Source organism: Mesorhizobium sp. M1348, assembly GCF_040317925.1.
Classification (GTDB): domain Bacteria; phylum Pseudomonadota; class Alphaproteobacteria; order Rhizobiales; family Rhizobiaceae; genus Mesorhizobium.
This window is the reverse complement of the sequence record NZ_JAMYLH010000010.1, coordinates 100,570-122,514: the sequence shown is the minus strand read 5'-3', so window position 1 is coordinate 122,514 and position 21,945 is coordinate 100,570. Positions and strand designations below refer to the sequence as shown.

The 21,945-nt window shown below is 60.9% G+C and carries 18 protein-coding genes; 7 read left to right on the top strand and 11 right to left on the bottom strand.

Going from position 1 to position 21,945, the window contains the following annotated elements; all coding sequences use genetic code 11:
• Nucleotides 1–247 precede the first annotated feature (247 nt).
• From NKH13_RS18675 to NKH13_RS18655, 5 genes are all read right to left on the bottom strand, one after another.
• Nucleotides 248–466 carry a hypothetical protein gene (locus tag NKH13_RS18675; protein ID WP_352913604.1) on the bottom strand — a complete coding sequence of 73 codons (219 nt, stop codon included), beginning with the start codon at nucleotides 464–466 and terminating at the stop codon, nucleotides 248–250.
• Between the two features lie 275 nt (nucleotides 467–741).
• Complete coding sequence (locus NKH13_RS18670) at nucleotides 742–2,196, bottom strand: aldehyde dehydrogenase family protein (protein ID WP_352913602.1); 1,455 nt, start codon at nucleotides 2,194–2,196, stop codon at nucleotides 742–744.
• The gene (locus NKH13_RS18665; protein ID WP_352913599.1) at nucleotides 2,193–3,467 is read right to left on the bottom strand and encodes an NAD(P)/FAD-dependent oxidoreductase; all 1,275 of its coding nucleotides are present in this window, start codon (nucleotides 3,465–3,467) and stop codon (nucleotides 2,193–2,195) included. The genes NKH13_RS18670 and NKH13_RS18665 overlap by 4 nt, the downstream gene beginning before the upstream one ends.
• A 56-nt stretch (nucleotides 3,468–3,523) precedes the next feature.
• Entirely contained in the window at nucleotides 3,524–4,702 is a 1,179-nt protein-coding gene (locus tag NKH13_RS18660) for an alanine racemase (RefSeq protein WP_352913597.1), read from the bottom strand.
• Nucleotides 4,703–4,713: 11 nt separating this feature from the next.
• Complete coding sequence (locus NKH13_RS18655; protein WP_352913595.1) at nucleotides 4,714–5,751, bottom strand: GNAT family N-acetyltransferase; 1,038 nt, start codon at nucleotides 5,749–5,751, stop codon at nucleotides 4,714–4,716.
• Between the two features lie 139 nt (nucleotides 5,752–5,890).
• On the opposite strand from NKH13_RS18655, the gene NKH13_RS18650 reads away from it, so the two are divergent.
• Nucleotides 5,891–6,829 carry an ornithine cyclodeaminase family protein gene (locus NKH13_RS18650; protein ID WP_352913593.1) on the top strand — a complete coding sequence of 313 codons (939 nt, stop codon included), beginning with the start codon at nucleotides 5,891–5,893 and terminating at the stop codon, nucleotides 6,827–6,829.
• A 200-nt stretch (nucleotides 6,830–7,029) separates the two neighbouring features.
• Here the strand turns inward: NKH13_RS18650 and NKH13_RS18645 are convergent, their stop codons facing one another.
• The 5 genes from NKH13_RS18645 to NKH13_RS18625 form a co-directional block, all read right to left on the bottom strand.
• The gene (locus NKH13_RS18645; protein WP_502914573.1) at nucleotides 7,030–8,280 is read right to left on the bottom strand and encodes an NAD(P)/FAD-dependent oxidoreductase; all 1,251 of its coding nucleotides are present in this window, start codon (nucleotides 8,278–8,280) and stop codon (nucleotides 7,030–7,032) included.
• 113 nt (nucleotides 8,281–8,393) lie between these two features.
• A complete protein-coding gene (locus tag NKH13_RS18640; protein ID WP_352913589.1) occupies nucleotides 8,394–9,272 on the bottom strand; it encodes an ABC transporter permease in 879 nt (292 codons plus the stop codon).
• A gap of 32 nt (nucleotides 9,273–9,304) precedes the next feature.
• Nucleotides 9,305–10,255, bottom strand: coding sequence for an ABC transporter permease (locus NKH13_RS18635; RefSeq protein WP_352913586.1), 951 nt, complete (start codon nucleotides 10,253–10,255; stop codon nucleotides 9,305–9,307).
• 84 nt (nucleotides 10,256–10,339) lie between these two features.
• Nucleotides 10,340–12,010 carry a peptide ABC transporter substrate-binding protein gene (locus NKH13_RS18630; protein WP_352913583.1) on the bottom strand — a complete coding sequence of 557 codons (1,671 nt, stop codon included), beginning with the start codon at nucleotides 12,008–12,010 and terminating at the stop codon, nucleotides 10,340–10,342.
• Nucleotides 12,011–12,033: 23 nt separating this feature from the next.
• Complete coding sequence (locus tag NKH13_RS18625) at nucleotides 12,034–13,698, bottom strand: ABC transporter ATP-binding protein (protein ID WP_352913580.1); 1,665 nt, start codon at nucleotides 13,696–13,698, stop codon at nucleotides 12,034–12,036.
• Nucleotides 13,699–14,467: 769 nt separating this feature from the next.
• Between NKH13_RS18625 and NKH13_RS18620 the strand changes: the two genes are divergently transcribed.
• The 5 genes from NKH13_RS18620 to NKH13_RS18600 all read left to right on the top strand — a co-directional run bounded on the left by NKH13_RS18620 (nucleotide 14,468) and on the right by NKH13_RS18600 (nucleotide 18,646).
• Nucleotides 14,468–15,793: an NAD(P)/FAD-dependent oxidoreductase gene (locus tag NKH13_RS18620; RefSeq protein WP_352913578.1), complete on the top strand. Its 1,326-nt coding sequence runs from the start codon at nucleotides 14,468–14,470 to the stop codon at nucleotides 15,791–15,793.
• A gap of 84 nt (nucleotides 15,794–15,877) precedes the next feature.
• Nucleotides 15,878–16,951, top strand: a complete 1,074-nt coding sequence (locus NKH13_RS18615; RefSeq protein ID WP_352913576.1) for a tartrate dehydrogenase — start codon at nucleotides 15,878–15,880, stop codon at nucleotides 16,949–16,951.
• Nucleotides 16,952–16,961: 10 nt separating this feature from the next.
• Entirely contained in the window at nucleotides 16,962–17,438 is a 477-nt protein-coding gene (locus tag NKH13_RS18610) for an Lrp/AsnC family transcriptional regulator (RefSeq protein ID WP_352492386.1), read from the top strand.
• A gap of 307 nt (nucleotides 17,439–17,745) precedes the next feature.
• Nucleotides 17,746–18,066 carry a nucleotidyltransferase domain-containing protein gene (locus tag NKH13_RS18605; RefSeq protein ID WP_352913574.1) on the top strand — a complete coding sequence of 107 codons (321 nt, stop codon included), beginning with the start codon at nucleotides 17,746–17,748 and terminating at the stop codon, nucleotides 18,064–18,066.
• Nucleotides 18,053–18,646: a ribonuclease toxin HepT-like protein gene (locus NKH13_RS18600; RefSeq protein ID WP_352913572.1), complete on the top strand. Its 594-nt coding sequence runs from the start codon at nucleotides 18,053–18,055 to the stop codon at nucleotides 18,644–18,646. Before NKH13_RS18605 ends, NKH13_RS18600 begins: the two co-directional genes overlap by 14 nt.
• Before the next feature lie 731 nt (nucleotides 18,647–19,377).
• Here NKH13_RS18600 and NKH13_RS18595 read toward each other — a convergent pair.
• Nucleotides 19,378–20,754, bottom strand: a complete 1,377-nt coding sequence (locus tag NKH13_RS18595; protein WP_352913569.1) for an aspartate aminotransferase family protein — start codon at nucleotides 20,752–20,754, stop codon at nucleotides 19,378–19,380.
• A 424-nt stretch (nucleotides 20,755–21,178) separates the two neighbouring features.
• On the opposite strand from NKH13_RS18595, the gene NKH13_RS18590 reads away from it, so the two are divergent.
• Nucleotides 21,179–21,868, top strand: coding sequence for a haloacid dehalogenase type II (locus NKH13_RS18590; RefSeq protein WP_352913567.1), 690 nt, complete (start codon nucleotides 21,179–21,181; stop codon nucleotides 21,866–21,868).
• Nucleotides 21,869–21,945 lie beyond the last annotated feature (77 nt).

Here is a 21,945-nt window from a genome sequence, read left to right as displayed (position 1 = left end):
CCTTCGCCGACGTCTTGGCGCAGCAAGGCGCGAGCGGCCGTTCGCTGGCGCAGCGTTGCCCAACATCTTTCGTCAACCAGTGTGGGCGATCGTTGGCGATGCTGGCTATAACAAGGACGCAATCACTGCAGGGCATCGGCGATGCCTTGCCGCTTCGGCGCGGCTATAGCGGACGAGCACGCACGCGTCATCGCGTGGGCTCGCAGTAAGCGCGCCAGGGAAGCGAGCAAGGACTAGTGAGCGGCGGCTATTCCCGACGGTCGAAAGCCACGGACAGGCCAAGGGCAGTTGCTGCCTCGACGATCGCCTCGGTTAGCTCTTCCTCGGATGCGACCAGATAAGGGGCCGCTTGCCGTGTTGCGTTTAATGTCGCTGTGATCGAGATGGTGTCACCACGATCCTCCCTATTGAGGACTGCGGCGATTGCTTGCTCTACTACCGGACTGATCCTCTGCACCTTACTCATCCAACCCTCCCCATACGCGGCCCAGGGCGATGGTAATCTATCCACGGTTGTGTTCAATTCGATGTACGAAACGTACAGACTTGATCGGCTGAACCGTTACGGCCAGACATCTCTAATTTCGACGGTATTCTAGATCGACCAAGCCTGGCCACCGGGCCTCGACCGGCTTCTCAGCAGATCGCCCGCGCGCTGCGGAGCCATGGCAAATTGCCAGGCCCGGTCCAGGAGCTCGGCTCGGCCGACGGGCGCGCCCCTGTGCTTGGCGAAGATGTCGCCTAGAAATAGCCGAGGATGGATTTGACCTCGAGATACTCCAACATGCCCTCGATCCCATATTCGCGTCCGTTTCCGGACTGCTTGAAACCGCCAAACGGAGCGTGCGGATCCCAGGCCGGGTAGTTGAGATGCACCTGACCGGAGCGAATCCGCGAGGCCACGTCCCTGACGGTGTCCACATCCTCGCCCTGCACATGGGCCCCCAGACCGTAAACCGTGTCGTTGGCGATGGTGACGGCCTCCTCGATTGTGTCGTAGGGGATGATGCAGAGAACTGGCCCGAAGACCTCTTCCTGGGCAATGCGCATGCTCGTGCGCACGTCGGAAAAGATGGTCGGCTTCACATAGAACCCGACGTTCAGATCGTGCGCACGACCCGGTCCTCCGGTGAGGAGCCTGGCGCCCTCAGAAATGCCGACGCCGATCATGGTTTGGATGCGGTCGAATTGGGCACGGTTTGCGATTGCACCATGAGTTGTGGCTTCGCAAAGAGGATCACCAATGACGATCTGGGCTGCGGCCCTTTTGGCGATTGCCTCGATCTCGGAAAGCAGCGCGCGTGGCACGATCATGCGCGTCGGGGCGCTGCATGACTGGCCGAGATTGCGGAAGGCGGCGGCAACGCCCAGAGAAACGGCGCGATCGAGATCTGCGTCAGGCAGGATCACGTTCGGCGACTTGCCGCCGAGCTCCTGCGCGACACGCTTGACCGTGGTCGCTGCCGCCTGGGCCACCGCAATGCCCGCGCGGGTGGACCCGGTAATGGAGATCATGTCGACATCCGGATGGGAGGCGAGACCCATACCCACGCCTGGACCATCACCTTGCACGAGGTTGAAAACCCCGGCAGGAAAGCCGGCTTCCTCGATCGCCTCGGCGAACAGCACGGCGTCCAGCGGAGAAAGCTCACTCGGCTTCAGCACGATCGTGCAGCCTGCAGCGAGCGCCGGCGAAACCTTGGCGGTGATCTGGTAAAGTGGCCAGTTCCACGGAGTGATCAAGGCGCAGACACCGATCGGTTCGTGGGTGACGGCGGTCTGCCCCCGCTGCTTGACGAAGCGAAAGTCTGTCAACACATCGCGAGCGACCTTCACATGCGTGATCGCAAGCGGCACCTGGGCGCTGCGCGCATAGCTGATCGCCGCGCCCATTTCGAGGCTCAGGCATTGAGCCAGCAGTTCGCCGCGCGCCTCGATCAGCGCTTGCAGGCGATCGAGCAGACCCGCGCGGTCTTCTGGCGTGGTCCGACTCCAGGTGGCGAATGCCCTGCGAGCCGCTGCAACGGCCGCGTCCACGTCCTCGCCATTTCCAAGCCGAAACTGGCTCACAACCTCTTCTGTGGCCGGATTGACGACGGCGCCCGTCGCGGTGCCACTCGGCTCAACCCATTGACCGTCGATGAAAAACTTGTCCAGGTGGCCGTTGCGGGACAGGTGTTCGAGGGGCGTCATCACCCTACAAGGTCCTTCATGCGGTAATAGGCGCCGAGAATCGGCAGGAACCAGGGGCGCCCGAAATAACCGGGGATCGCTGGCCAGTCGAAATCCTTCCAGGGATTGAGCTCGGGGTGCCCGTCCATGACGTCGGCCATGATGGTGCCCATCAACGTCGACATCTGGGTCCCGTGTCCGCTATAGCCCATTGAGTAATAGATGCCATGGCGCTCTCCCGCGCGCGGCAGGCGATCGCGGGTCATATCGACCATGCCGCCCCAGCAGTAGTCGATGCGGGTGCCGGCCAGTTCCGGAAAGACCTCGACCATCGCCGCCTTGAGTATCCGGCCGCTTTTTTCGTCGGATTGAGGGTTGGACACGGCAAAGCGCGCCCTCCCGCCGAACAAAAGGCGATTGTCCGGCGTGAGCCGCCAGTAGACAACGAGATTGCGCGTGTCGACGACCATGCGCCCGGTCGGCATGAGACGCCTAAGGTGGTCAGGCGACAGCGGCTCGGTCACGATCAGAAATGCGCCGACTGGGATCATGCGCCGGCGGATCCAGCCGAGCGGGCCAACCTGGGAAATGCCGCTTGCCAACAGGACCTGCCGCGCGACGATCTTGCCCTTTGGCGTCGTTACCTCATGCCCGCCTGAAACCTTGCGCATCGCCATGACGGGCGAGCGTTCATGGACCTCTGCGCCACGCCGGGCAGCGGCGGTCGCGAGGCCCCGGACGAACCGGCCGACATGCATGCCCGCGCTCTTGGGAAAGAGCAGCCCGCCATGGTAGCGGTTGGTGCCGACTTCGGTTCGCAGGTCCTCGCGCGCGATCATCCTGGTTTCGGGATCGACATTGGCCGCCAGCAGTTCCTGGCTGCGCGCCAGCATGTCGTAGTGTTCGGGCTTGGCGGCAAGCTTGAGCTTGCCGACGCGGGAGAAGCTGCAGTCGATCTTCTCTTCCTGCACCAACCGCTCGACCATATCGACGCCGGCGTCGAAAGCCTTGTAGAGCGCATTTGCGGCCGGCTTGCCGTGCTTGCCAGCCATGATTGCATAGTTCTGGGCAAAGCCGTTGTTGCACATCCCGCCATTGCGGCCGGACGCGGCGTTGCCGATCGTTTCGGCCTCCAACAGGGCAACCCGGGCGCCCTTTTTGGCAAGGGCCAGCGCGGCGGAGGAGCCGGTCAGGCCGCCGCCCACAATCGCCACGTCGTAGTGGCCTTCGAGCGGTTTGGACGACCCTTCATTGAACGGCTGAGATGTATCCAGCCAGTAAGAGGTAAACTTCATTTTCTTGACCACCAGTGTTGATTTGAGTGGGGCGACATCCGAGCGTAGTTGCGCGCCTACCAGCCGCGCATCCGCTCCCAGCGCGCTTCAATCTTGGGGCTGTCCCCGTTGACGACGCTGTAGAAATCATGCTGGGCGGCCATTGCACACGCATGGTTGGGCAGAATCCGGACCCGAGACCCGAGCGGCAGCTCGGGCATGGACTTTCCAGAACCGGCACGAACGGCGAGGATACCGTGTTCCTGGCTGGCCTGGGCCACGATCACATCTTCAAGCACCCGCCCCTTTTCGTCGCAGACCACGCCGTAACCCTGGTCGATCTGCTGGTTTGCGGTTCCCCGGTCGCGCGAAAGCGCCATCCACCCGGCGTCGACCAGCACCCATCCCTTTTCCGGCTTGGCGCCGATCACGGTGGCCAACACGGAAACCGCGATATCGTCGATGGCACAGACCCCGACCCCGTGCTGGACGAGGTCGAAAAACATGTAGACGCCGGCGCGCAACTCCGTAATGCCTTCTAGACTCTCGGCGAAGTGTGCAGTCGGCGTCGAACCGAGGCTGATGATCGGGCAGGCATGGCCGTGTGCGCGCAAAGTTTCGGCCGCGCGCAAGCTGGCCGAACGCTCGTTCTCGGCTGCTTTGATCAGCGCCTCGGGCGTGCTCAAGGTATAGGACTCGCCCGCATGGGCGAGGACGCCGACGAGATTAGCGCCCGCTTCGCCGACCCTGTTGGCCACCTCGAGTAGCTTGGGATCGTCTGGCTTCAATCCACCGCGATGGTCATCGCAGTCCAGTTCGATGAAGACGGACGGCGTCACGCCGATTGCTTCGCGCACGCCGGCCAGGGCATCGGCCTGCCCGACCGAATCGAGCAACAGCTTCAGATCGACACCGGTACGGCGACAAAACTCCATGGCACGCATGGCCGAAGCCGGCGAGATGCCGACCGCATAGGTCATGTCTCGAAAGCCATGGCCCGCAAAATACTCCGCCTCGGCGATGGTCGAAACCGTGATCGGACCGGGTTCTGGATGGAACGCGCATCGGGCGACGTCAATGCTTTTGGCCGTCTTCATATGCGGGCGCAGCACCACGCCAAGCTTCCTGGCGCGCTCGGCCAGACCCTGGATGTTGCGCTCGAGCCGCCCACGGTCGAGAAGCAGCGCCGGAGTGACCAAGGCGTCGATCGTCCGAGCCGTCCCGCTCACCGCCAGGTTTGCCGCCCTCTTGTTCATAAATTCGTTTCCTAAGTGAACGATTGGTTTGCCAACGCATACATATGGGCTGGCCGCTCGGAGACGGGTCGTTGGCCTTTGACCATGGCGGTCGCACTGCCGGACTGCTGAAGACCAAGGTTCTCAAGCCAGTCGCCCAATCCATCCTCGGCATAGACGTCGATGCGAACGAATTGATTGTGAAGCTTCGAAAGCTGGGCCAGGATCAGAAGCCGCGCGTCTTGGTCGCTCTCGGCTGCACAAGGGCCGACGACATAGCCGCGGCCGAACCTCCTCGCGATAGCGTAGCCTGCAATCCGTCCCCTGCGCTCAATGACCAATGCGTTGCCCACATCGGCGAGCGCAGCCATCATCGCCAGCCGCGGCATGCCCGTGGCCCGTTCGTCGAAGGCCTGGATCGCCGCGAGGTCGGAGGCCGTCGCTTGACGGATGTCGTCGCGGGTACTCCGCGTCACGGCGACAGCCAGCGAGCCCTGGTGCTGAAGCACCGTGCCCCAGGCAGTGAAGCCGCGTCGCTTGTAGAGCGCCAGCCCCTCTTCGGTTGAGTTGAGCAGCACGTTGCGACCGTGTGCCGCCTCAAGCAATCCATCAAAGAGCCGGGCGCCGTTGCCACCGCCTTGCGCGGAGCCAGTAACTATGATCATCCCGACCGTGGCATAGGACTGTCCGTAATTCCACGACATGGCGGTGCCAATCACCTGTCCTGCCCGCTCGAGGACCAGGCCATTGCCGACCATCACGGCAAATTCCCAATCCTCCTGGCGGTAGGGCCAGGCCATCTCCTGCGACAGCTTCAGCGCGCCCGGCAAATGGCGGGTTTCCAATTTCATCAGCTCGGTCGGGGCGCTGACGATATCTCTGTCATGCTCAAAGGCCATAAGATGCAACGCTGTCAGTTGATCCGGAGTCGGATTGAAGTCGGATCTTAGAGTCGCGCCCGGCGGACAGATTTCGCTGCTGTTTTGCCCCTTCAAATCAGCGGGATTATTCGTTTTAAGCAGTTCCTCGGCATGCCAAATCGCGCAAATCAGGCGAGGAATACCTGACACATTGAATCGCCGCCTCGTGGTTGCCCGCGATCGGCGTTACGCCCGCACCATCCCCAATGGATGTGATCTCAGCCTCTGCAATGGCATAGCCGCAACACTCCCCAGCGATAAAACGCATGATGCTCAGAAGGAATTTTTGATGATCTACATCAGCGAAGAGGAGTCAGCCGCCCTCGTCACGCATGAACTTGCCTTCGAGGCGGCGCGCGAGGCTCTCGTGGCGGCAGCATCGCGGCAGAGCTGGGTCTTTCCCGCTGTTCTCGGGCGCACACAGGAGGCGACCAATACCTTCTCAATCAAATCCGGTTCGTCGGACGACCTGACCGGAGTGAAAATTGGCTCCTTCTGGTCGGGCAACCCGGCACGTGGCCTTCCCCGCCACAACTCGACCATCGTCCTGCTCGATCAGCATACAGGACGGCTCCGCGCCGTAATCGAGGCCGGAAAGGTGAACGCCTACAGGACGGCCGCAGCCGACGCGGTTGCGGCTGATCTTCTTGCGCGCAAGCAAGCCAAGGTTCTGGCGATCTTCGGTGCGGGCAACCAGGCGAGCTTCGAAGTGATGGCGCTGGCACGCATCCGCCCAATCGAAACCGTGCTGGTTGTGGCCCGGCCTTCGCCGCGGCGCGACGCTTTTGTCGATCAGATCGGCGAAAGGGGACTGAAGGCGCGCGCTGCCTTGCCGGAAGAAGCCGTGCGCGCGGCCGACATCGTGGTGACGGCGACACCCTCACGCGAACCGCTGTTCGATGCCGCTTGGGTGGGACCCGGAACGCATATCGTCAGCATGGGGTCGGATGCTCCGGGTAAGCGCGAATTGCCGAGCGAATTATTTCCCAAGGCACGTCTGTTTTGTGATCTGCTTTCCCAGTCGGTCCAGATCGGCGAGTTCCAACATTTGCGCGACGAGATCGACGCCGGCATGCTTGCGGTAACACCAATCGGCGACGTCATTGAAAAGCGTGTGCCCGGACGCCGCTTCGACAATGAGATCACGGTCTTCGACAGTTCCGGCATCTCCCTGCAGGACCTCTACATGGCCGACGCGCTGATCCGCGCAAAGGCGTCCCACCGCTGATCAGCTTCGCACCGACAGGCCCCAGCCCCGACGGATTTTTCGATACTACTGGAGTGCTCTCCGGCAACAAGGTGTCGCAAAACCGCTTGCGATCGGGATCGCTGCGTGTCGTAGTTCAGCAATGCGTTTCTTCCAGCCACGGCAGGGAGCTATAATCCAGGCCGAATCCAACCTGGAGAATGTCCTGATATTTCCGGCGATCAGCGGCTGGCGCGCCAGAAGGCGATACGGTCCTGTATCCGATAGCCCTGGATAATCGCCGGCATGAACCATGGATTGCCACGATAGAGCGGGACGGCCGAAGGCGGTCGAAAGTCGAACGCAGTGCGCGACTGCTCGCCATGCCCCATCAACTTGTGGGCCGCACGCATGCCAATCCATGGCGCCCAGACCACGCCCGAACCGCAGAAGCCGGAGGCATAGACCACACCGTCCTTCTCGAAGATGCGGGGCAGCATGTCTCGGTTCATCGCCACGTTGCCGAACCAGCAATGCGAAAGGCGCACGTTCTCCAACTCCGGGAAAAGGTTCACCAGTCCCTTGCGTAGGAGAAGTTTCGGCGCTGCGGGATCGCCGACGCGAGAACTGTCACGGCCCCCCAGCAGGATACGTTTTCCGTCGGGCGAGGGGCGATAATAGAAACCGAGTTGCCGGTTCTCGGTGATCGTCATCAGCTTCGGCATTAGTCGCGCCATGACATTAGGCGCAAGTTCTTCGGTGACAATGATCCGGCTGCGGACCGGAACCAGGCGGCGGCGCAGGAAGGGAGCGGCGCCGTCGGTATAGCCGTTGGTACAGACCAGAACCTGCCGTGCATCCACCGTCCCTGCCGAAGTCGCGACGCGGAACCCCGAACCATTCCTCTCGATCGACTTGACCACTGTATGCGAATGGACCGTCAACCCGGATGCGAGCGCCACCCGCAGGAGCTCAGCATGGAATTTTGCGGGGTGCAGCCCGCCAATGTCCATCCGAACGGTTCCGCCGCGGTAGAAGTCGGTGCCGATATAATTTCGCTGCTCGGCATGCGGAACCGCGTAGGACTCGATCCCCAGTTTCTTCGCCAGCGTCTCGGCGCCGCGCGCCATCTTCTCATACTGTTCATATCCGAAAGCGCCTTTGAATTGGCCAACCAGTCGGAAGTCGCAGTCGAGCCCTTCGGTCTTGATGAAGTCGTAGAGGAATTCGCGTGCGACCTTGCCCTCGGCCTCGATCGCCATGGCCTTCTCTTCCCCGAAGCGCCGGGTGATCGTGGCATAGTCCGGCCGGATGCTCCCGCTCGTAATCCCGCCGTTGCGGGTGGAAGCACCCTCGCCCGGATTCATCGCATCAAAAGCTGCGACCGAGCGTCCTTCGCGCGCCAGCACAAGCCCGGCCGAAAGACCGGCATAACCGGCGCCGACGATTGCCACGTCAAGCGTCTTTGCGACTGGTTGCCGCGGCAGCGGCATGACGGGCGCCGCTTCCCACCAGTAGGGCGTGTTCTTGTCGGCGATGTGAGGCTCTTGCACGTGGCTGACTTCTCTTGATTTCCAGGGATTAAGAAAGCGATCAGACGCAGTATTCAAATATGGTCATCCCGGACATCCAGCGCGTCTCGCAGCCCGTCACCGATGAAATTGAAACTGGTTACCGCGATGGTGATTGCAGCCCCGGGAATGATGGCAAGCCAAGGTGCGCTGCCCAGATATTGCTGGGCGCCATTGAGCATGTTGCCCCAACTGGGCAGTGGCGGCTGGATCCCGTAGCCGAGGAAACTGATGTAGGCTTCCATGAGAATGGCGCGCGCGACCGTCAAGGTGGAAGCGACGATAATCGGCCCCATGGCGTTGGGCAGTATCTCGCGGAACATGATGTGGGTGCCGCTCAATCCCAGCATTCGCCCGGCCAGGACGAACTCGCGTTCGCGTAACGAGCGGACTTCCGCTTCGACGATGCGGGCAACCTCCATCCAACTGGTGAGAGCGATAATGACGGTGATCATCACGGGACTGGGCTTCAGTGCGGCAGCCAGCGCCAGCAGCAGAAAGATCGATGGGAATGACAGGAATCCATCGACCATGCGCATCAGCGTGGCCCCGACCCAGCCACCGCGATAGCCGGCAATTACGCCGACCAGGGTGCCGATGAGCGTCGACAAAACCATGGCAAAGAAACCGACCAGCAGCGAGATTCGTCCCGCCATCAAAAGCCTTGCCGCCACGTCGCGGCCAAGCGGATCGGTACCTAGAAAGTGGTAGCCCGTCAGCGGGGGGGCAAAGCGGGCCCGCAGATCGATGAACAGTGAGTTATAAGGCAGGAGATGGGGGCCGAGGACGCAAGCGAGGCTCAGGAAGATGATCATCGCCAACCCGAGCAGCGCCAAGCGATGCCGCATGAAACGAAGTGCCGCGCGGTTGTTTCTCCATCGGCTTGGAGCTGCATTTGCGGTGAGAGCGGTCATATCGGCTGTCTCCTGTCGGGGAAGTTGCGCGCTCAAGCCAGGCGAATGCGCGGATCGACAATAGCGACGACAATGTCGGCGATCAGGTTTCCAAGCAGAACGAGGATGGCGGAGAACATCAGCAGCCCCATCACAACCGGATAGTCGCTGTAACCAAGGCTATCGAGGAACAACCGTCCCATTCCTGGCCAGGTAAAGACGGTTTCGGTCACGAGCGCGCCAGTGAGGACGCTGGGAAGCTGCATCCCGGCCAAGGTAATCATCGGCAAAAGTGCGTTGCCGACGACATGCTTCATCAGAATCCGGCGTTCACTCAACCCCTTGGCCCGGGCCGTCTTGACGAAGTCCTGGCTAATGGCGTCGAGAGTCGCCGTCCGCATGTAGCGGCTCCAGATCGCGACATGGACCAGCGACAGCACGATACTTGGCAGGATCAGATGGTGGAGGTAGCCCAGGATCGAGCCATCGCCGATCTCGGACATATTACCCGCGGGCAGCCAACCCAACTTCAGGGAAAAGACGTAGATGCCGACGAGTCCGAACCAGAAGGTAGGGACCGACAACGCGACCATGGCCCCGACAGTTGCGAGATAGTCGAACAGCGAGTAGCGGTGCGTGGCGCCGCGGATTCCGATCCAGGCGCCAATGGAGATCGCAATCGCGGTTGAGGACCCCATCAGCAGCAGCGTGGCGAAGAGATGGCTGCCAATGACCTCCAATACCGGCGCTCCGTCGCGGAAGGAGTGACCCCAGTCGCCCCGCACCAGCCGCCATGCCCAGTCCAGATATTGGATCCATATAGGCCGATCGAGGCCCAGCAGCCCCTTGAGACGCTCGATATCCTGCTGGGTCATTCCGGGATCGAGCCCAAATTGCGCCAGCGGGCCGCCGGGAAGGAGGTTCAGAATGCCGAAGCCGATGATCGAAATGATCACAAGCAGCACCAGGCTCTGCGAGAGGCGATTGAGCAGGAAGCCGCGCATTCGAGTCCTCCGTTGTGGGTTGACCATTTTAGTCTGTTGCCGCCGCCGCGGCGGAATCGGGCGGGGCGGCGGCAACTGCGTAGATTAGGCCTTCCACTGCCAGGCCGCGGCATTCCACGACGCGGTGCGGGTGTTGGCGTTAGGTTCGAAGCCGTCTAACCCTTTCTTGCGCCCGAGGACGATTGTGTACGCGAACAGCGGCAGGAAGGGCAGATCGTGGCGCACCACTTCCTGCACGCGATTATAGATCCCGCGCCGTTCTTCCGGATCGAAGCTGCGAGCGCCCTTTTCGAGCAGGGCATCGACCTCAGGGTTGGAATATTGCCCGGTGTTCGAACCGTGTCCGCCTTGAGCGGCGATTGCCTTCGTATGGAGCCGGTTTGTGGCGTCGGGGTCCGCGGCAATCAGATAGGTGACGCCCACCATGGCGGTGTCGAATTGCGACTTCAGCCAGAACTCGCCCCACATGACTGCAGCCGGCAAATTCGAGATCGTCATCTCGACGCCGATCTCGGCAAACGTCTGCTGCAGGAACTGCTGCGTCTGCTCGCGGAGGTTGTTGCCAGAAGTTGTTGAGTTGGAGAAGGACAGTCGCACCCCATCCTTGGCGCGGATTCCATCCGGCCCCGGCGCCCAGCCGGCCTCATCAAGGATTTGGCGCGCCCGGTCCAGATTGAACTCCTGAACCGGCAAGTTCGGGTCGTAGTAGTAGGACTCCTTCGGCATGAAGGTCTCGGTGAGGGTGCCCACGCCGTAATAGATCGTGTCGACAATCGCCTTCCTGTCCAACGCGGCGTAGAGCGCCTGGCGCACTGCCAACTCCTTGAACTGCGGGCGGCCCAAATTGAGGTAGATCGACTCCAGCGATGCCCCTGTCTCCAGTGTCACCACGCGGTCTGGTAGTTCGCGGGCTTCAGTATAATGGTCGGCGGTGATGAACGACTGATCGACCAGGTCCACGTCGCCGCTCTTGAACTGCGTGTAGAGCACCGTCATGTCGGGGATGTATTTGAAGATGAGCTGCTCGACATAGGGACCTTCGCCGGCGTACTCAGGATTGGCGACGAGCTCGATATGATCGCCCGCGACGCGCTGGCTCCATTTGAATGCGCCGGTGCCGACCGGCGCCTGGTTGAACGCGGCTGTATTCGGATCGGCCTCTTTCTCCAGAATGTGCTTGGGCACAATGAAGGTTTCGGCCAAGAACGAAAGATAGGGCGCAAAAGCCTCCTTCATCCGCCATGTGATCTCTGTGGGCGAAACCACTGTGATGTCCTGCACGAGCGAATGGCCGCTCGTGCGCCAAGCGCGAAACTTCGGGTTCGTGATGAGTTCAAGAGTGAATTTCACGTCCTCGGCCGTGAAGGGCTCACCGTCGTGCCAGCGGGCATTGTCGCGCAACCGGATGCGCCAGTTGAGACCGTCCTCCGAAATGCCGCCGTTCTTCTGGCTTGGCACCTCGGCTGCGAGGTTTGGATGTAGGCCACCTTGGGGATCCATGCGGACCAACGCATCGAAAACCGAGAAATGAACCGCGTCATCGACTTCGATATGCGCCATCAGCGGATTGAACACGGTCGGCTCTTGGGAGAGGCCGACGACGACGCGACCGGCCGGGCCGGCAGGAGGGGTCTTGGCGAAGGCGGGCTTGCCCAACAGATTGGGCGCGATGATGCCTGCAGCCCCACCTAGCGCCATCAGTCGCAGCGCTTCGCGCCTCGAGTAGTTGGACGTAGTCGATGAATTTTTGGTCATGGCAGTTCCTCTCTTGTTATCTGTTATGCGTTTGCTGCTACTGGACGGGCATTGCCCGGCCGCTCTCCTGGAATTGCCGCTACCAGTTGGCGCGTGTAGGCTGCTTGCGGGTTCAGGAATATTTGCGAGGGCGGCCCGCGCTCGACGATCCGGCCCTTCTGCATCACAGCGATTTCGTCGCAGATCTGGCTGGCGACGCGCAGGTCGTGCGTGATGAAGACCATCGACACGCCGGTCTCGCGCTGGATCTGGTCCAGAAGCTGCAGGATCTGCGCCTGGATCGACACGTCGAGTGCGGAGACCGCCTCGTCGGCAATCAACAGCTTCGGCTTGAACATCAGCGCACGAGCGATGCCGATGCGCTGGCGTTGCCCACCCGAGAACTCGTGCGGGTAGCGGCCAAAAGCGCCGGCATCGAGACCGACATGGGCCAGAAGCGCACGCGCTTCATCGCGCGCTTGGACATAAGGCATCCCGTGCGCCATCGGGCCTACCGTCATGATGTGACCGACCGTCGAGCGTGGGTTCAGAGAAGCGAAGGGATCCTGGAAGATCATCTGGATCTGGGGTCGAAGCGGGCGGAACTTCGCTTCGGAAAGCTTGGCTATGTCACATCCCTCGAACAAGATCCCGCCGCCGTCACTGTCCAGCAGCTTGATCAGCAGCCGACCCAGCGACGATTTTCCTGAACCGCTCTCGCCTACGACCCCCAGCGTGCGGCCGGGCGCCAGTTCGAACGAAACCTCGTTGACCGCTGTCACAACTCGTTGCGCGCCGAATAGCGCGCTGCCGCCGCGATAGGTCTTCACCAGACCCTCGACCTTCAGGATCGGCTCCTTGCTGGCAGCCTCCGGACGAGGGCGATCTTCGCCGGTCAAATGCGGTACGGCTGCAATCAGGCGCTGGGTATAAGGGTGCTTGGGCGACTTCAACACCTGCTCGGCGCTGCCCTGTTCGACGACATGGCCCTTTTCCATCACAACGACGCTGTCGGCGATCTCGGCCACCACGCCGAAATCGTGGGTGATGAACATCACGCTCATGCCCTTGCGCCGCTGAATGTCACGGATCAGTTGCAGGATCTGAGCTTGGGTGGTGACGTCGAGCGCGGTGGTTGGTTCATCCGCAATCAGCACCGTCGGCTCGAGCGCCAAGGCCATGGCGATCATGACGCGCTGCCGCTGCCCGCCCGAAAGCCGGAAAGGGTACTGGTGATACATGAGTTCGGGATCTGGCAGGCCTACTTCAGTGAGCAGCTCGATGGCGCGGTTGCGACAGGTTTGTGGCGTGCCGAAGCCATGCGCGGCCATGACCTCGTCAATCTGCGCGCCCACCGTCATCAGGGGATTGAGCGCAGAGAGCGGGTCCTGAAAGATCATCGACACGACCCGTCCACGCAGATTGCGCAGCTTGTCTGGCGACATGCCGATGATGTTCATCCCCTCCAGCTGGATGACACCCGATGAGAGGCGGATCACCTTTGGCAGAAGCCCCATGATCGCGTTCGCCGTGACCGACTTACCCGATCCGGACTCGCCTATGATGCAGAGGATCTGGCCGCGTTTCAGATCGAAGGAAATGTTCTTGACAGCATGGGTCCGTTCCATGCCTTGCGGCAAATTCACCGTGAGGTCGCGCACCGAAAGCGCCACATCGTGGGGGGCTACAGCCTGGATGCTTGCGACCATCGAGATCACCTCCCCTTTCAACCGAGCGCGTCCACCCTGTTGCGGACCGCTTCATCGCCCTTTGAGCTGAAGCGCCTCACCGTAGCGGCCGTAGTCTGGCCTTCTCGGCGCTTCGCGCGCTGAGGCTGCGAGAGACGGGTTCTGCTCATCCTGGCGGCTCCCTTGTGAAATCCGGTCCGTGTACCGGACTCTGTTCCCCTTCTTGGAGAACTCTCCGAAGGGGCAAGCCCTGCCTATCGGATGTCCTCTGGAGCCTGCCTTCCATAAGGGTTGCTCCGTTCTTCCAGCCAGTTTGACTGTTCCGTTTCCGCAGAGTCTTCGAAACTTGGCCCTCGCGCGGCAGGAACTTCTGAAAAGAACATCCAGTTCGGCATTTCACTCTGTTCCCGTTTCGGCGCGGAAACCGGGATCAGGCAACCATATCCTTCATCCGGCAATACGCGCCCATGAGGGATAGGACCAAGGCTTTCCGGTGTACATCGGCACCGTGTGCAGGCCATGCCGCCGAGCGGATTGGTGACCGTACGGCCCATCGCAATGTTGGCGCTGCCGATCAAGGTCGATGACGGCGCCGTGTGCCGAATTGCCCATGCCGAAGATCACGCGACTGCATGAAGTGTACCCCCGCTTGCCTCGCGCAGCGAGCTTTCGCACAATAATTGCCTGTCCTGAGGGCTGCTAAACGCAGGATATTCCGTCCAGGCACAAACTCCGCAGACTGCCTCTGCAGGCGGCAGGTTAGGATGCTTCAAATTACCGGAGTCCATCCATGTCCGCGCCGCTCATGCACATCGACTGCAGCCCTTCCCTCTCTCGCGAGGCGGACGTCGTCGTCATCGGCGGCGGCGTGGTGGGCGTGTTCAGCGCATACTATCTGGCGCGCCGCGGCCTCAAAGTCGCCCTGGTCGAGAAGGGGCGTATCGCTGCCGAGCAGTCCAGCCGCAACTGGGGCTGGTGCCGTCAGCAGAACCGCGATGCGCGTGAGCTGCCGATGGCGACCAAGAGCCTCGACCTCTGGGAGAAGGTAGCACAGGAGACCGGCCAAGACACCGGCTTTCACCGCTGCGGGCTCCTCTATCTCTCACAAGACGAAAATGAGCTGGCGGGCTGGGCAAAGTGGCGCGATTTTGCGAGAACGGTCGGGGTCACCACGCACATGCTGAGTGCGGAAGAAGCCACAGAACGGGGCAAAGCGACGGGCCGCAAATGGAAAGGTGGCGTGTTCTCGCCAACTGACGGAACGGCGGACCCTTCCAAGGCAGTGCCGGTTGCCGCGCGCGGCATCATGGCGGCGGGCGGCACCCTACATCAGCATTGCGCGGCGCGCGGGCTGGAGTTGAGCGCCGGCCGGGTGAGCGCTGTGGTGACCGAAGCGGGCACCATCCAGACAAAGACCGTGGTCATGGCCGGGGGCGCGTGGGCTTCTTCCTTCTGCAACCAGCTTGGTGTGCGTTTCCCGCAAGCTGCCGTGCGTTCGTCCATTCTGGCCGTGGCACCCGGCGCAAACAGCCTGCCGGATGCCCTGCATACCACGCGCGTCTCTCTGACGCGGCGCAGCAACGGTGGATACGCGCTGGCGATCAGCGGGCGGGCGCGTGTCGATCCAACGCCGCAGCAGTTCAGGTTCAGCCGCGAGTTTGTACCTATGTTCGCCCGCCGCTGGCGCAATCTCGCCCCGGGCGCCTTCGAGGGCTGGCGTCAAGGCCATGAAAGCCTGCGCAAATGGACCCTCGACGACATCACGCCAATGGAACGGAACCGGATTCTCGACCCGAAGCCCGACATTGGACAGATTCGGCTGACATATCGAAGAGCCTGCGAATTGATCCCCGAACTCCACCGCGTCGCGATCTCCGATGTCTGGGCGGGTTATATCGACAGTACACCCGATGGCATTCCCGCAGTCGGTGAAGTGGAGGGGATTCCGGGCTTCATCCTGGCGGCGGGATTCAGTGGTCACGGCTTCGGGATTGGCCCCGGCGCGGGGCATATGATCGCCGACATCATCACAGGCAGCGAGCCTATTGTCGATCCGCGTCCTTATAGGCCCGAGCGTCTGAAGACCGCTGCGTGGGGCAAGGTCGCTGAATTCTGAGAAGACCGTCTTGCCAAGGTACAATCGGTCGCGCACGAGATTGAGGCCACGAGGCGGCCAGCACCAAAAAACAGGGAAGTGACGATGCGCGAATATGAGATTGCCGCCATTCCTGCCGACGGGATCGGCCCAGAGGTGATTGCCGCAGGTCTCCAGGCGCTTGAGGCGCTGCAGCAGCGCTGCGGCGACTTCAAGCTGCGCGTCCAGCACTTCGACTGGGGCTCAGACTATTACAAGGCCCATGGTCGGATGATGCCCGAAGATGGGGTGGCGCAACTGAAGCGCTTCGACGCCATCTTCTTTGGCGCGGTAGGCGCCCCCGATCTGCCTGACGACATCACGCTCTGGGGCCTCCGGCTGCCGATCTGCCAAGGCTTTGATCAGTACGCGAATGTGCGGCCGACCAGGATATTGCCCGGGATTGTTTCGCCGCTGGCGGGCGTTGGCCCTGGCGATCTGGATTGGGTGATCGTGCGTGAGAATTCCGAGGGCGAGTATTCGGGCCACGGCGGCCGCGCCCATCGCGGCCTCCCCGAGGAGGTCGGAACCGAGGTCGCGATCTTCACGCGCGTCGGCGTCACCCGCATCATGCGCTATGCATTCCGGCTGGCGCAGTCACGGCCGCGAAAGCTCCTGACAGTTGTTACGAAATCCAACGCGCAGCGTCACGGCATGGTAATGTGGGACGAAATCGCAGCCGAGGTGGCGCGGGAATTCCCGGACGTCGCGTGGGACAAGATGCTAGTCGATGCTATGACAGTGCGTATGACGTTGAAACCTCGGAGCCTCGATACGATCGTCGCCACCAATCTTCACGCCGACATATTGTCGGACCTTGCAGGCGCGCTCGCGGGCAGTCTCGGCGTTGCACCGACCGCCAACATTGATCCCGAGCGGCGCTATCCCTCGATGTTCGAGCCAATTCACGGCTCGGCATTCGACATCGCCGGCAAGGGTATTGCCAACCCGGTCGCCACCTTCTGGACCGCTGCCCAGATGCTCGAACATCTGGACGAGAGCGCAGCGGCCGTCCGGTTGATGAGCGCTGTGGAAACGGTGACGAGTGAAGGCGTGCTAACGCCCGACGTGGGAGGGACAGCGACCACGCAGGAAGTGACGGACGCCGTCTGCCGGACGATCCGCGGTTCGAACGTGTGACAGGTTTCCAATGAAGCTCGACAAGATCGACATCAAGATCTTATCCCAATTGCAAAAGAACGGGCGGGTCACCAATGTCGAGCTTGCCGATCTGGTCAACCTTTCGCCGAGCCCTTGCCTGATGCGGGTGAAGAAGCTTCAGGCCGAAGGCTTCATCACCGGCTATTCCGCCCAGATCGACGTGTCCAAGCTCGGACAGACTCTAACGATCTTCACCGAAGTCACGCTCAAGCACCATCAACAGAACGACTTCGCGAGATTTCTCACCGCAATTCAGAAAGTCGATTCTGTCATCGAATGCCATCTGGTTTCAGGCGGCTACGACTATCTTGTGAAGTTTGTCACAGCGGGCATAAGCGAGTATCAGACGATCATGGAGCGCATGATCGAATTGGATATCGGAATCGACAAATATTTCAGCTTCGTCGTGCTGAAGTCACCGATCGTGAAATCCCATTTGCCTCTCGACATCATTTTCGACAGATGAGAACGCAGCTCCGGCTCGATTCTCAAGCGCGTGCGCTCGTGCCACGCTCCATCTTGTCGCGCGCGGCATTTGTCGAATCGATGTCACGTTTCAGGGGAGGCCGTCATTGTCACTCGTCTGAACGGTGCTTAGCCTAAAACTTCGACTGCATCTGGACACTTCCAGCGAACGCCTGTTGTCGCCTTATCCTCGTCAAATGATTAAATATATATATCATGCGATGATAAGTCTGCACGCACAGATGCTCGCAGAGTTGCGACAGTCTAGCCTCGGGTCACAGTTGGACCAAAGGCAACAGGCGAAAAAGATGAACAAGATCGACGCTTTGATCCGCCGAAGAGCTGACGATCGCCGGAAGACCGCGCAAGCCTGTGTATCGCGCATTCTCCGGAACGCCAAAGCCCGCGGTGTCGATATCTCCATTGTCGGATCCCTCGCGAAAGACCGTTTCCGCGTCCACTCCGACGTAGATCTGCTGGTTCACGGAAGCACTGATCCCGCGCACCGGGCCATGGTAGAGCGCTTGGTCGCAGACCAGCTTCGGGGAACGAACATTCCCTATGACCTGATCTTTGCCTCAGACGTTTCGTCCGAACGAGTGCAGGAATTGCTTGATGACAGCGTTTAAGCATCCGGCATTCGCAAAACTGTCGCCAAAAATCGCCCGCGGTGCGAAGGAACTGCAGCAAATCGAGGAATATCTGTCGGCTCATGGGAGTGAGATGTCACTGGGCGAATGGGGAGCGGTCGCAGCTGTTTCGCTGGCAGTCCACAATGTCTACAACGGCATCGAGGACATCCTGCTCAGCCTGTCCAACGACATAGACGGCCTCGTTCCCCAAGGGCCTACGATGCGCCAGGATGTGCTCGATCAGATGTCGGCGGAAATTGCAGGCATCCGCCCGGCTGTGCTCGACCCCGAGCTTTATCAGTCCCTGAGTGAGTTGAAGGGATTCCGTCAGTTGGTGAGGCATCGCTACGGCTTTGACCTGAAAACAGACAAGGTGCAGGAAAACCTCGACAGGGTGAAAGAGGCATTTCCGTCTTTCGTCAAGGCCATTGTTTACTTGGAAAGCACTCTTACTCAGGAAACACGCATGACAGTGATGGCGGCGGCGACGGCTCAGGAGGCGGGGCATCTGATGGTCCCTGAACCCAATGGCTCAGTCGTGTGCGCCGGAAGAGATTCTGTGGGCGTTGACCCCTGAGAATTGTCGGCTGGTGGCGCTGATCCATCGGTATCGACCGCAAAGCATCACGGAACTGTGCAGGTTGGCGGCGCCCCCGCAGCCGAACGTATCCGCTCCTTGGCGGCCCTTGAGCGGGCGGGAATTGTCTCAATGGCGGGCTCCAGGCCGAAGAGACCCGAACTCGCCGTGCAACGAGTCACGATCGACCTCGCTGAGCTTCAGAATGGCCGATGCGAGGTCGACGATTCGTGGAAAAAAATCGCCGGACCATCACCTTTGCTGTGCCATGAATAACAGGGGCAAAGTCGATCAGTGGGATGCGCAGCCGCCGCTGACGAGGTTTGGCAAGTATTGGACGTAAAGCCTCACGCCGAGCCGATCGCAGATAGTCCCAAAAGGAGAGCCGGAGTTTTTGGCAAGTTTCATTAGGCCCAGTAAGGTATCACGACAGGCGCGTCCTGCCTGTAAGCGGGTTTCGCCGGAAATCTTGCGCCGGATCACCTGGCATTGAATGTCGCTCTCGGAGCCGTTGGTATACAGAAGATTTCCCGGGCCGAGCGCGGACGGTTGCCAAGTCGGTCTTGTTGGCGCAGCACCTCGGGATTTGCTTCGGGAGAACGAAGCGTCTAGCCTGACACTTAGGCCGGAAACATCCGAAAGACCCGGACTGTGTGAGTTTCGCCCTGGTCGATGCGATGCCCGCTAGATGTCTTCTGGATTGACCGAGGTCGGTTCGGCGATGGCAATGATCATCCCTTCATCGCTGACCGTACGTCCTTGTCTTCGAGGGTTTGATCCAGCGTCATCCGCGTGCGTTCGAGGATTCCATCAATATCGTCGTCTGTGCAGCAGAGCGGCGGCGCATAGCCGAGGATGCCGCTGTTGAAGGCACGGATGACAAGGCCGTTCACCCACGCGCGTTCGAAGATGCGGCGCCCCGGATCGGCCGCCGCCGGCAGCGGCGTCTTGCGTGCCTTGTCGGTGACCAACTCGATTGCTGCCAGCATGCCGCGACCGCGAATATCGCCAACCAGCGGGTGGTCGGCGAACGAGCGAAGGCCTTCCATCAAGCGCTTCCCCACCTTCCGCCCATTCTCGAGCAAGCCATCTTCATAGAGACGCAGGCATTCGAGCCCGACCGCCGCGCTGACGGGATGGGCCGAATAAGTATAGCCATGGCCGACAGCCGCTTTGCCGGCTCCGTCCGCGATCGTATTGTATACGTGGTCCGACATGAAGACGGCGCCCATCGGCACGTAGCCCGAGGTCAGACCCTTCGCCGTGGTCATGAAATCCGGCACGACCTCGTCTTCCTCGCAGGCGAAGAGCGGGCCGGTACGGCCAAAGGCAGTGATAACTTCGTCGGCGACGAACAGAATGTCGTGTTCCTTGCATACGGCGTGCAGAGCCTTCAGCCAACCTGTCGGTGGAACGAGGACACCACCCGAACCCTGGATGGGTTCGGCGTAGAAAGCCGCAACGCGGCCCGCGCCGAGTACTGCGATTTTGGCCCGCAGGGCCGCGACCGATGCATCGATGATCGCCTGCGGGTCGGAACCGACCGGATTGCGATAGGCGTAGTGCGAGGGAATTTTGTGCTGCCAGTCGTAAGGCACGCCGAAACCCGCATGGAAAGCCGGGATCGCGGTCAGACCTGACCCTGCCGTCGAGGATCCATGGTAGCCATACTCGACCGAGATGAACTGGTCTTTTTGCGGCGTACCCTTGGCATGGTAGTAATAGCGAATGAAGCGGATCGTACTGTCGACTGCGTCGGAGCCGCCAAGCGTGAAATACACATGGTTCAAATCGCCGGGCGCCAGTTCGGCAAGCCTGGCAGCAAGGCGAATGGCAGGCTCGGATCCCAGCCCGAAATATCCCGTCGCATAGGGAAGCTCTCTTAGCTGCTTTGCTGCTGCTTCAACGACGCTTTCCTGGCCGTATCCGATGTTTACACACCATAGACCGGCGAATCCGTCCAGCAGGGTTTTCCCGCTTGCATCGGTCACTGTTGCGCCCTTGGCGGATTTGAGCACCCGCACGCCCGTCTCCTCGTGGCTCCGATAGCATGAAAACGGGTGAACCAGATGTGCGCGATCGAGTTCGATCAGCGAGTTTGCCAGCATTTCTTCCTCCGATTCAGTGTAGTGCCTGACTGGCGAGAGCATAAGTCCGGTGTGGTGTGGTTTCGTCCTTCAGGTCGTTTTCCAGCGTGATCTGCTGCGCGGTCATGGTTCATTCCGGGCCTGAATTCTCCTGGGCCCAAGGTAGGCTGCCGCGGACAGCAGTTCCTCCCGACCAGAACCTGAGCGATAGGCGTTTTGACTTTCCTTTGTCGCTGGCGCCGCATCTTATGCCGACGCACGGCTGAAAGATCGCGCTCCCGCCGAAGCTCGAAACGAACTCAGGCGCAACTCTCTGCCAAAGCTCTCACGCAATACAAAACAATCTGCTTCAGGGCGCATCGAATGCGGCGACTAGTCTTCTCCGGTTCTCATTATGATCCTTGCTGTTAAAGGCACGCAGTGCCGACAGGAAGGATCGACGCCCATGACCCAGTTCAGACCGAAATACATCACCTTCGACTGCTACGGTACACTGACCAACTTCGACATGGCCGGCGCGGCGAGACGCGTTTACGGCGCGCAGCTCTCCCCAGCTGGAATGGCGCAGTTCATCAAGGATTTCTCGGCCTATCGCCTCGATGAGGTTCTTGGCGCCTGGAAGCCCTATGTCGAGGTCGTGCACAATTCCGTGGAACGGACCTGCAAGCGCAACGGCGTCGCATTCCGGCCCGAGGATGCCCAGCGCATCTATGCGGAAGTGCCGACATGGGGCCCGCACCCGGATGTGCCGGCGGGCCTGGCCAAGGTCGCCAGGGAAATCCCACTGGTGATCCTGTCGAACTCCATGAAGAGCCTGATCATGTCAAACGTGGAGAAGCTCGGCGTACCGTTCCACATGGTCATCACGGCCGAGGAGACCGGCGCCTACAAGCCTTTGATGAAGGGCTTCGAATATATGTTCGAGAAGCTCGGCTGCGGCCCGGAGGACATTACGCACGTGTCGTCCTCATTTCGCTATGATCTCATGACCGCCTATGATCTCGGTATCAAGAGCAAGGTCTGGGTGAACCGCGGCCACGAGCCTGCGAACCCCTTCTACGAATATACCGAGATCAAGGATATCGGCGGTCTGGCCGGCGCCGTCGGACTGGAGCCTGTTCGGGAATTCGCCTGAACGTCTGTTTGCTGGCGCAGTCGCCAGACCGAGGCGCTCCCAAACGTTAATAATCACTGGTCGCAATAGAGAAGGGG

Coding starts and splice junctions, on each gene's coding strand:
- NKH13_RS18675 (WP_352913604.1), bottom strand. CDS start 466: ATGAGTAAGGTGCAGAGGATCAGTCCGGTAGTAGAGCAAGCAATCGCC.
- NKH13_RS18640 (WP_352913589.1), bottom strand. CDS start 9,272: ATGACCGCTCTCACCGCAAATGCAGCTCCAAGCCGATGGAGAAACAAC.
- NKH13_RS18600 (WP_352913572.1), top strand. CDS start 18,053: ATGACAGCGTTTAAGCATCCGGCATTCGCAAAACTGTCGCCAAAAATC.
- NKH13_RS18595 (WP_352913569.1), bottom strand. CDS start 20,754: ATGCTGGCAAACTCGCTGATCGAACTCGATCGCGCACATCTGGTTCAC.
- NKH13_RS18590 (WP_352913567.1), top strand. CDS start 21,179: ATGACCCAGTTCAGACCGAAATACATCACCTTCGACTGCTACGGTACA.
- NKH13_RS18625 (WP_352913580.1), bottom strand. CDS start 13,698: ATGGTCGCAAGCATCCAGGCTGTAGCCCCCCACGATGTGGCGCTTTCG.
- NKH13_RS18665 (WP_352913599.1), bottom strand. CDS start 3,467: ATGAAGTTTACCTCTTACTGGCTGGATACATCTCAGCCGTTCAATGAA.
- NKH13_RS18635 (WP_352913586.1), bottom strand. CDS start 10,255: ATGCGCGGCTTCCTGCTCAATCGCCTCTCGCAGAGCCTGGTGCTGCTT.
- NKH13_RS18645 (WP_502914573.1), bottom strand. CDS start 8,280: ATGCCGCTGCCGCGGCAACCAGTCGCAAAGACGCTTGACGTGGCAATC.
- NKH13_RS18650 (WP_352913593.1), top strand. CDS start 5,891: ATGATCTACATCAGCGAAGAGGAGTCAGCCGCCCTCGTCACGCATGAA.
- NKH13_RS18660 (WP_352913597.1), bottom strand. CDS start 4,702: ATGAACAAGAGGGCGGCAAACCTGGCGGTGAGCGGGACGGCTCGGACG.
- NKH13_RS18605 (WP_352913574.1), top strand. CDS start 17,746: ATGAACAAGATCGACGCTTTGATCCGCCGAAGAGCTGACGATCGCCGG.
- NKH13_RS18610 (WP_352492386.1), top strand. CDS start 16,962: ATGAAGCTCGACAAGATCGACATCAAGATCTTATCCCAATTGCAAAAG.
- NKH13_RS18630 (WP_352913583.1), bottom strand. CDS start 12,010: ATGACCAAAAATTCATCGACTACGTCCAACTACTCGAGGCGCGAAGCG.
- NKH13_RS18620 (WP_352913578.1), top strand. CDS start 14,468: ATGTCCGCGCCGCTCATGCACATCGACTGCAGCCCTTCCCTCTCTCGC.
- NKH13_RS18615 (WP_352913576.1), top strand. CDS start 15,878: ATGCGCGAATATGAGATTGCCGCCATTCCTGCCGACGGGATCGGCCCA.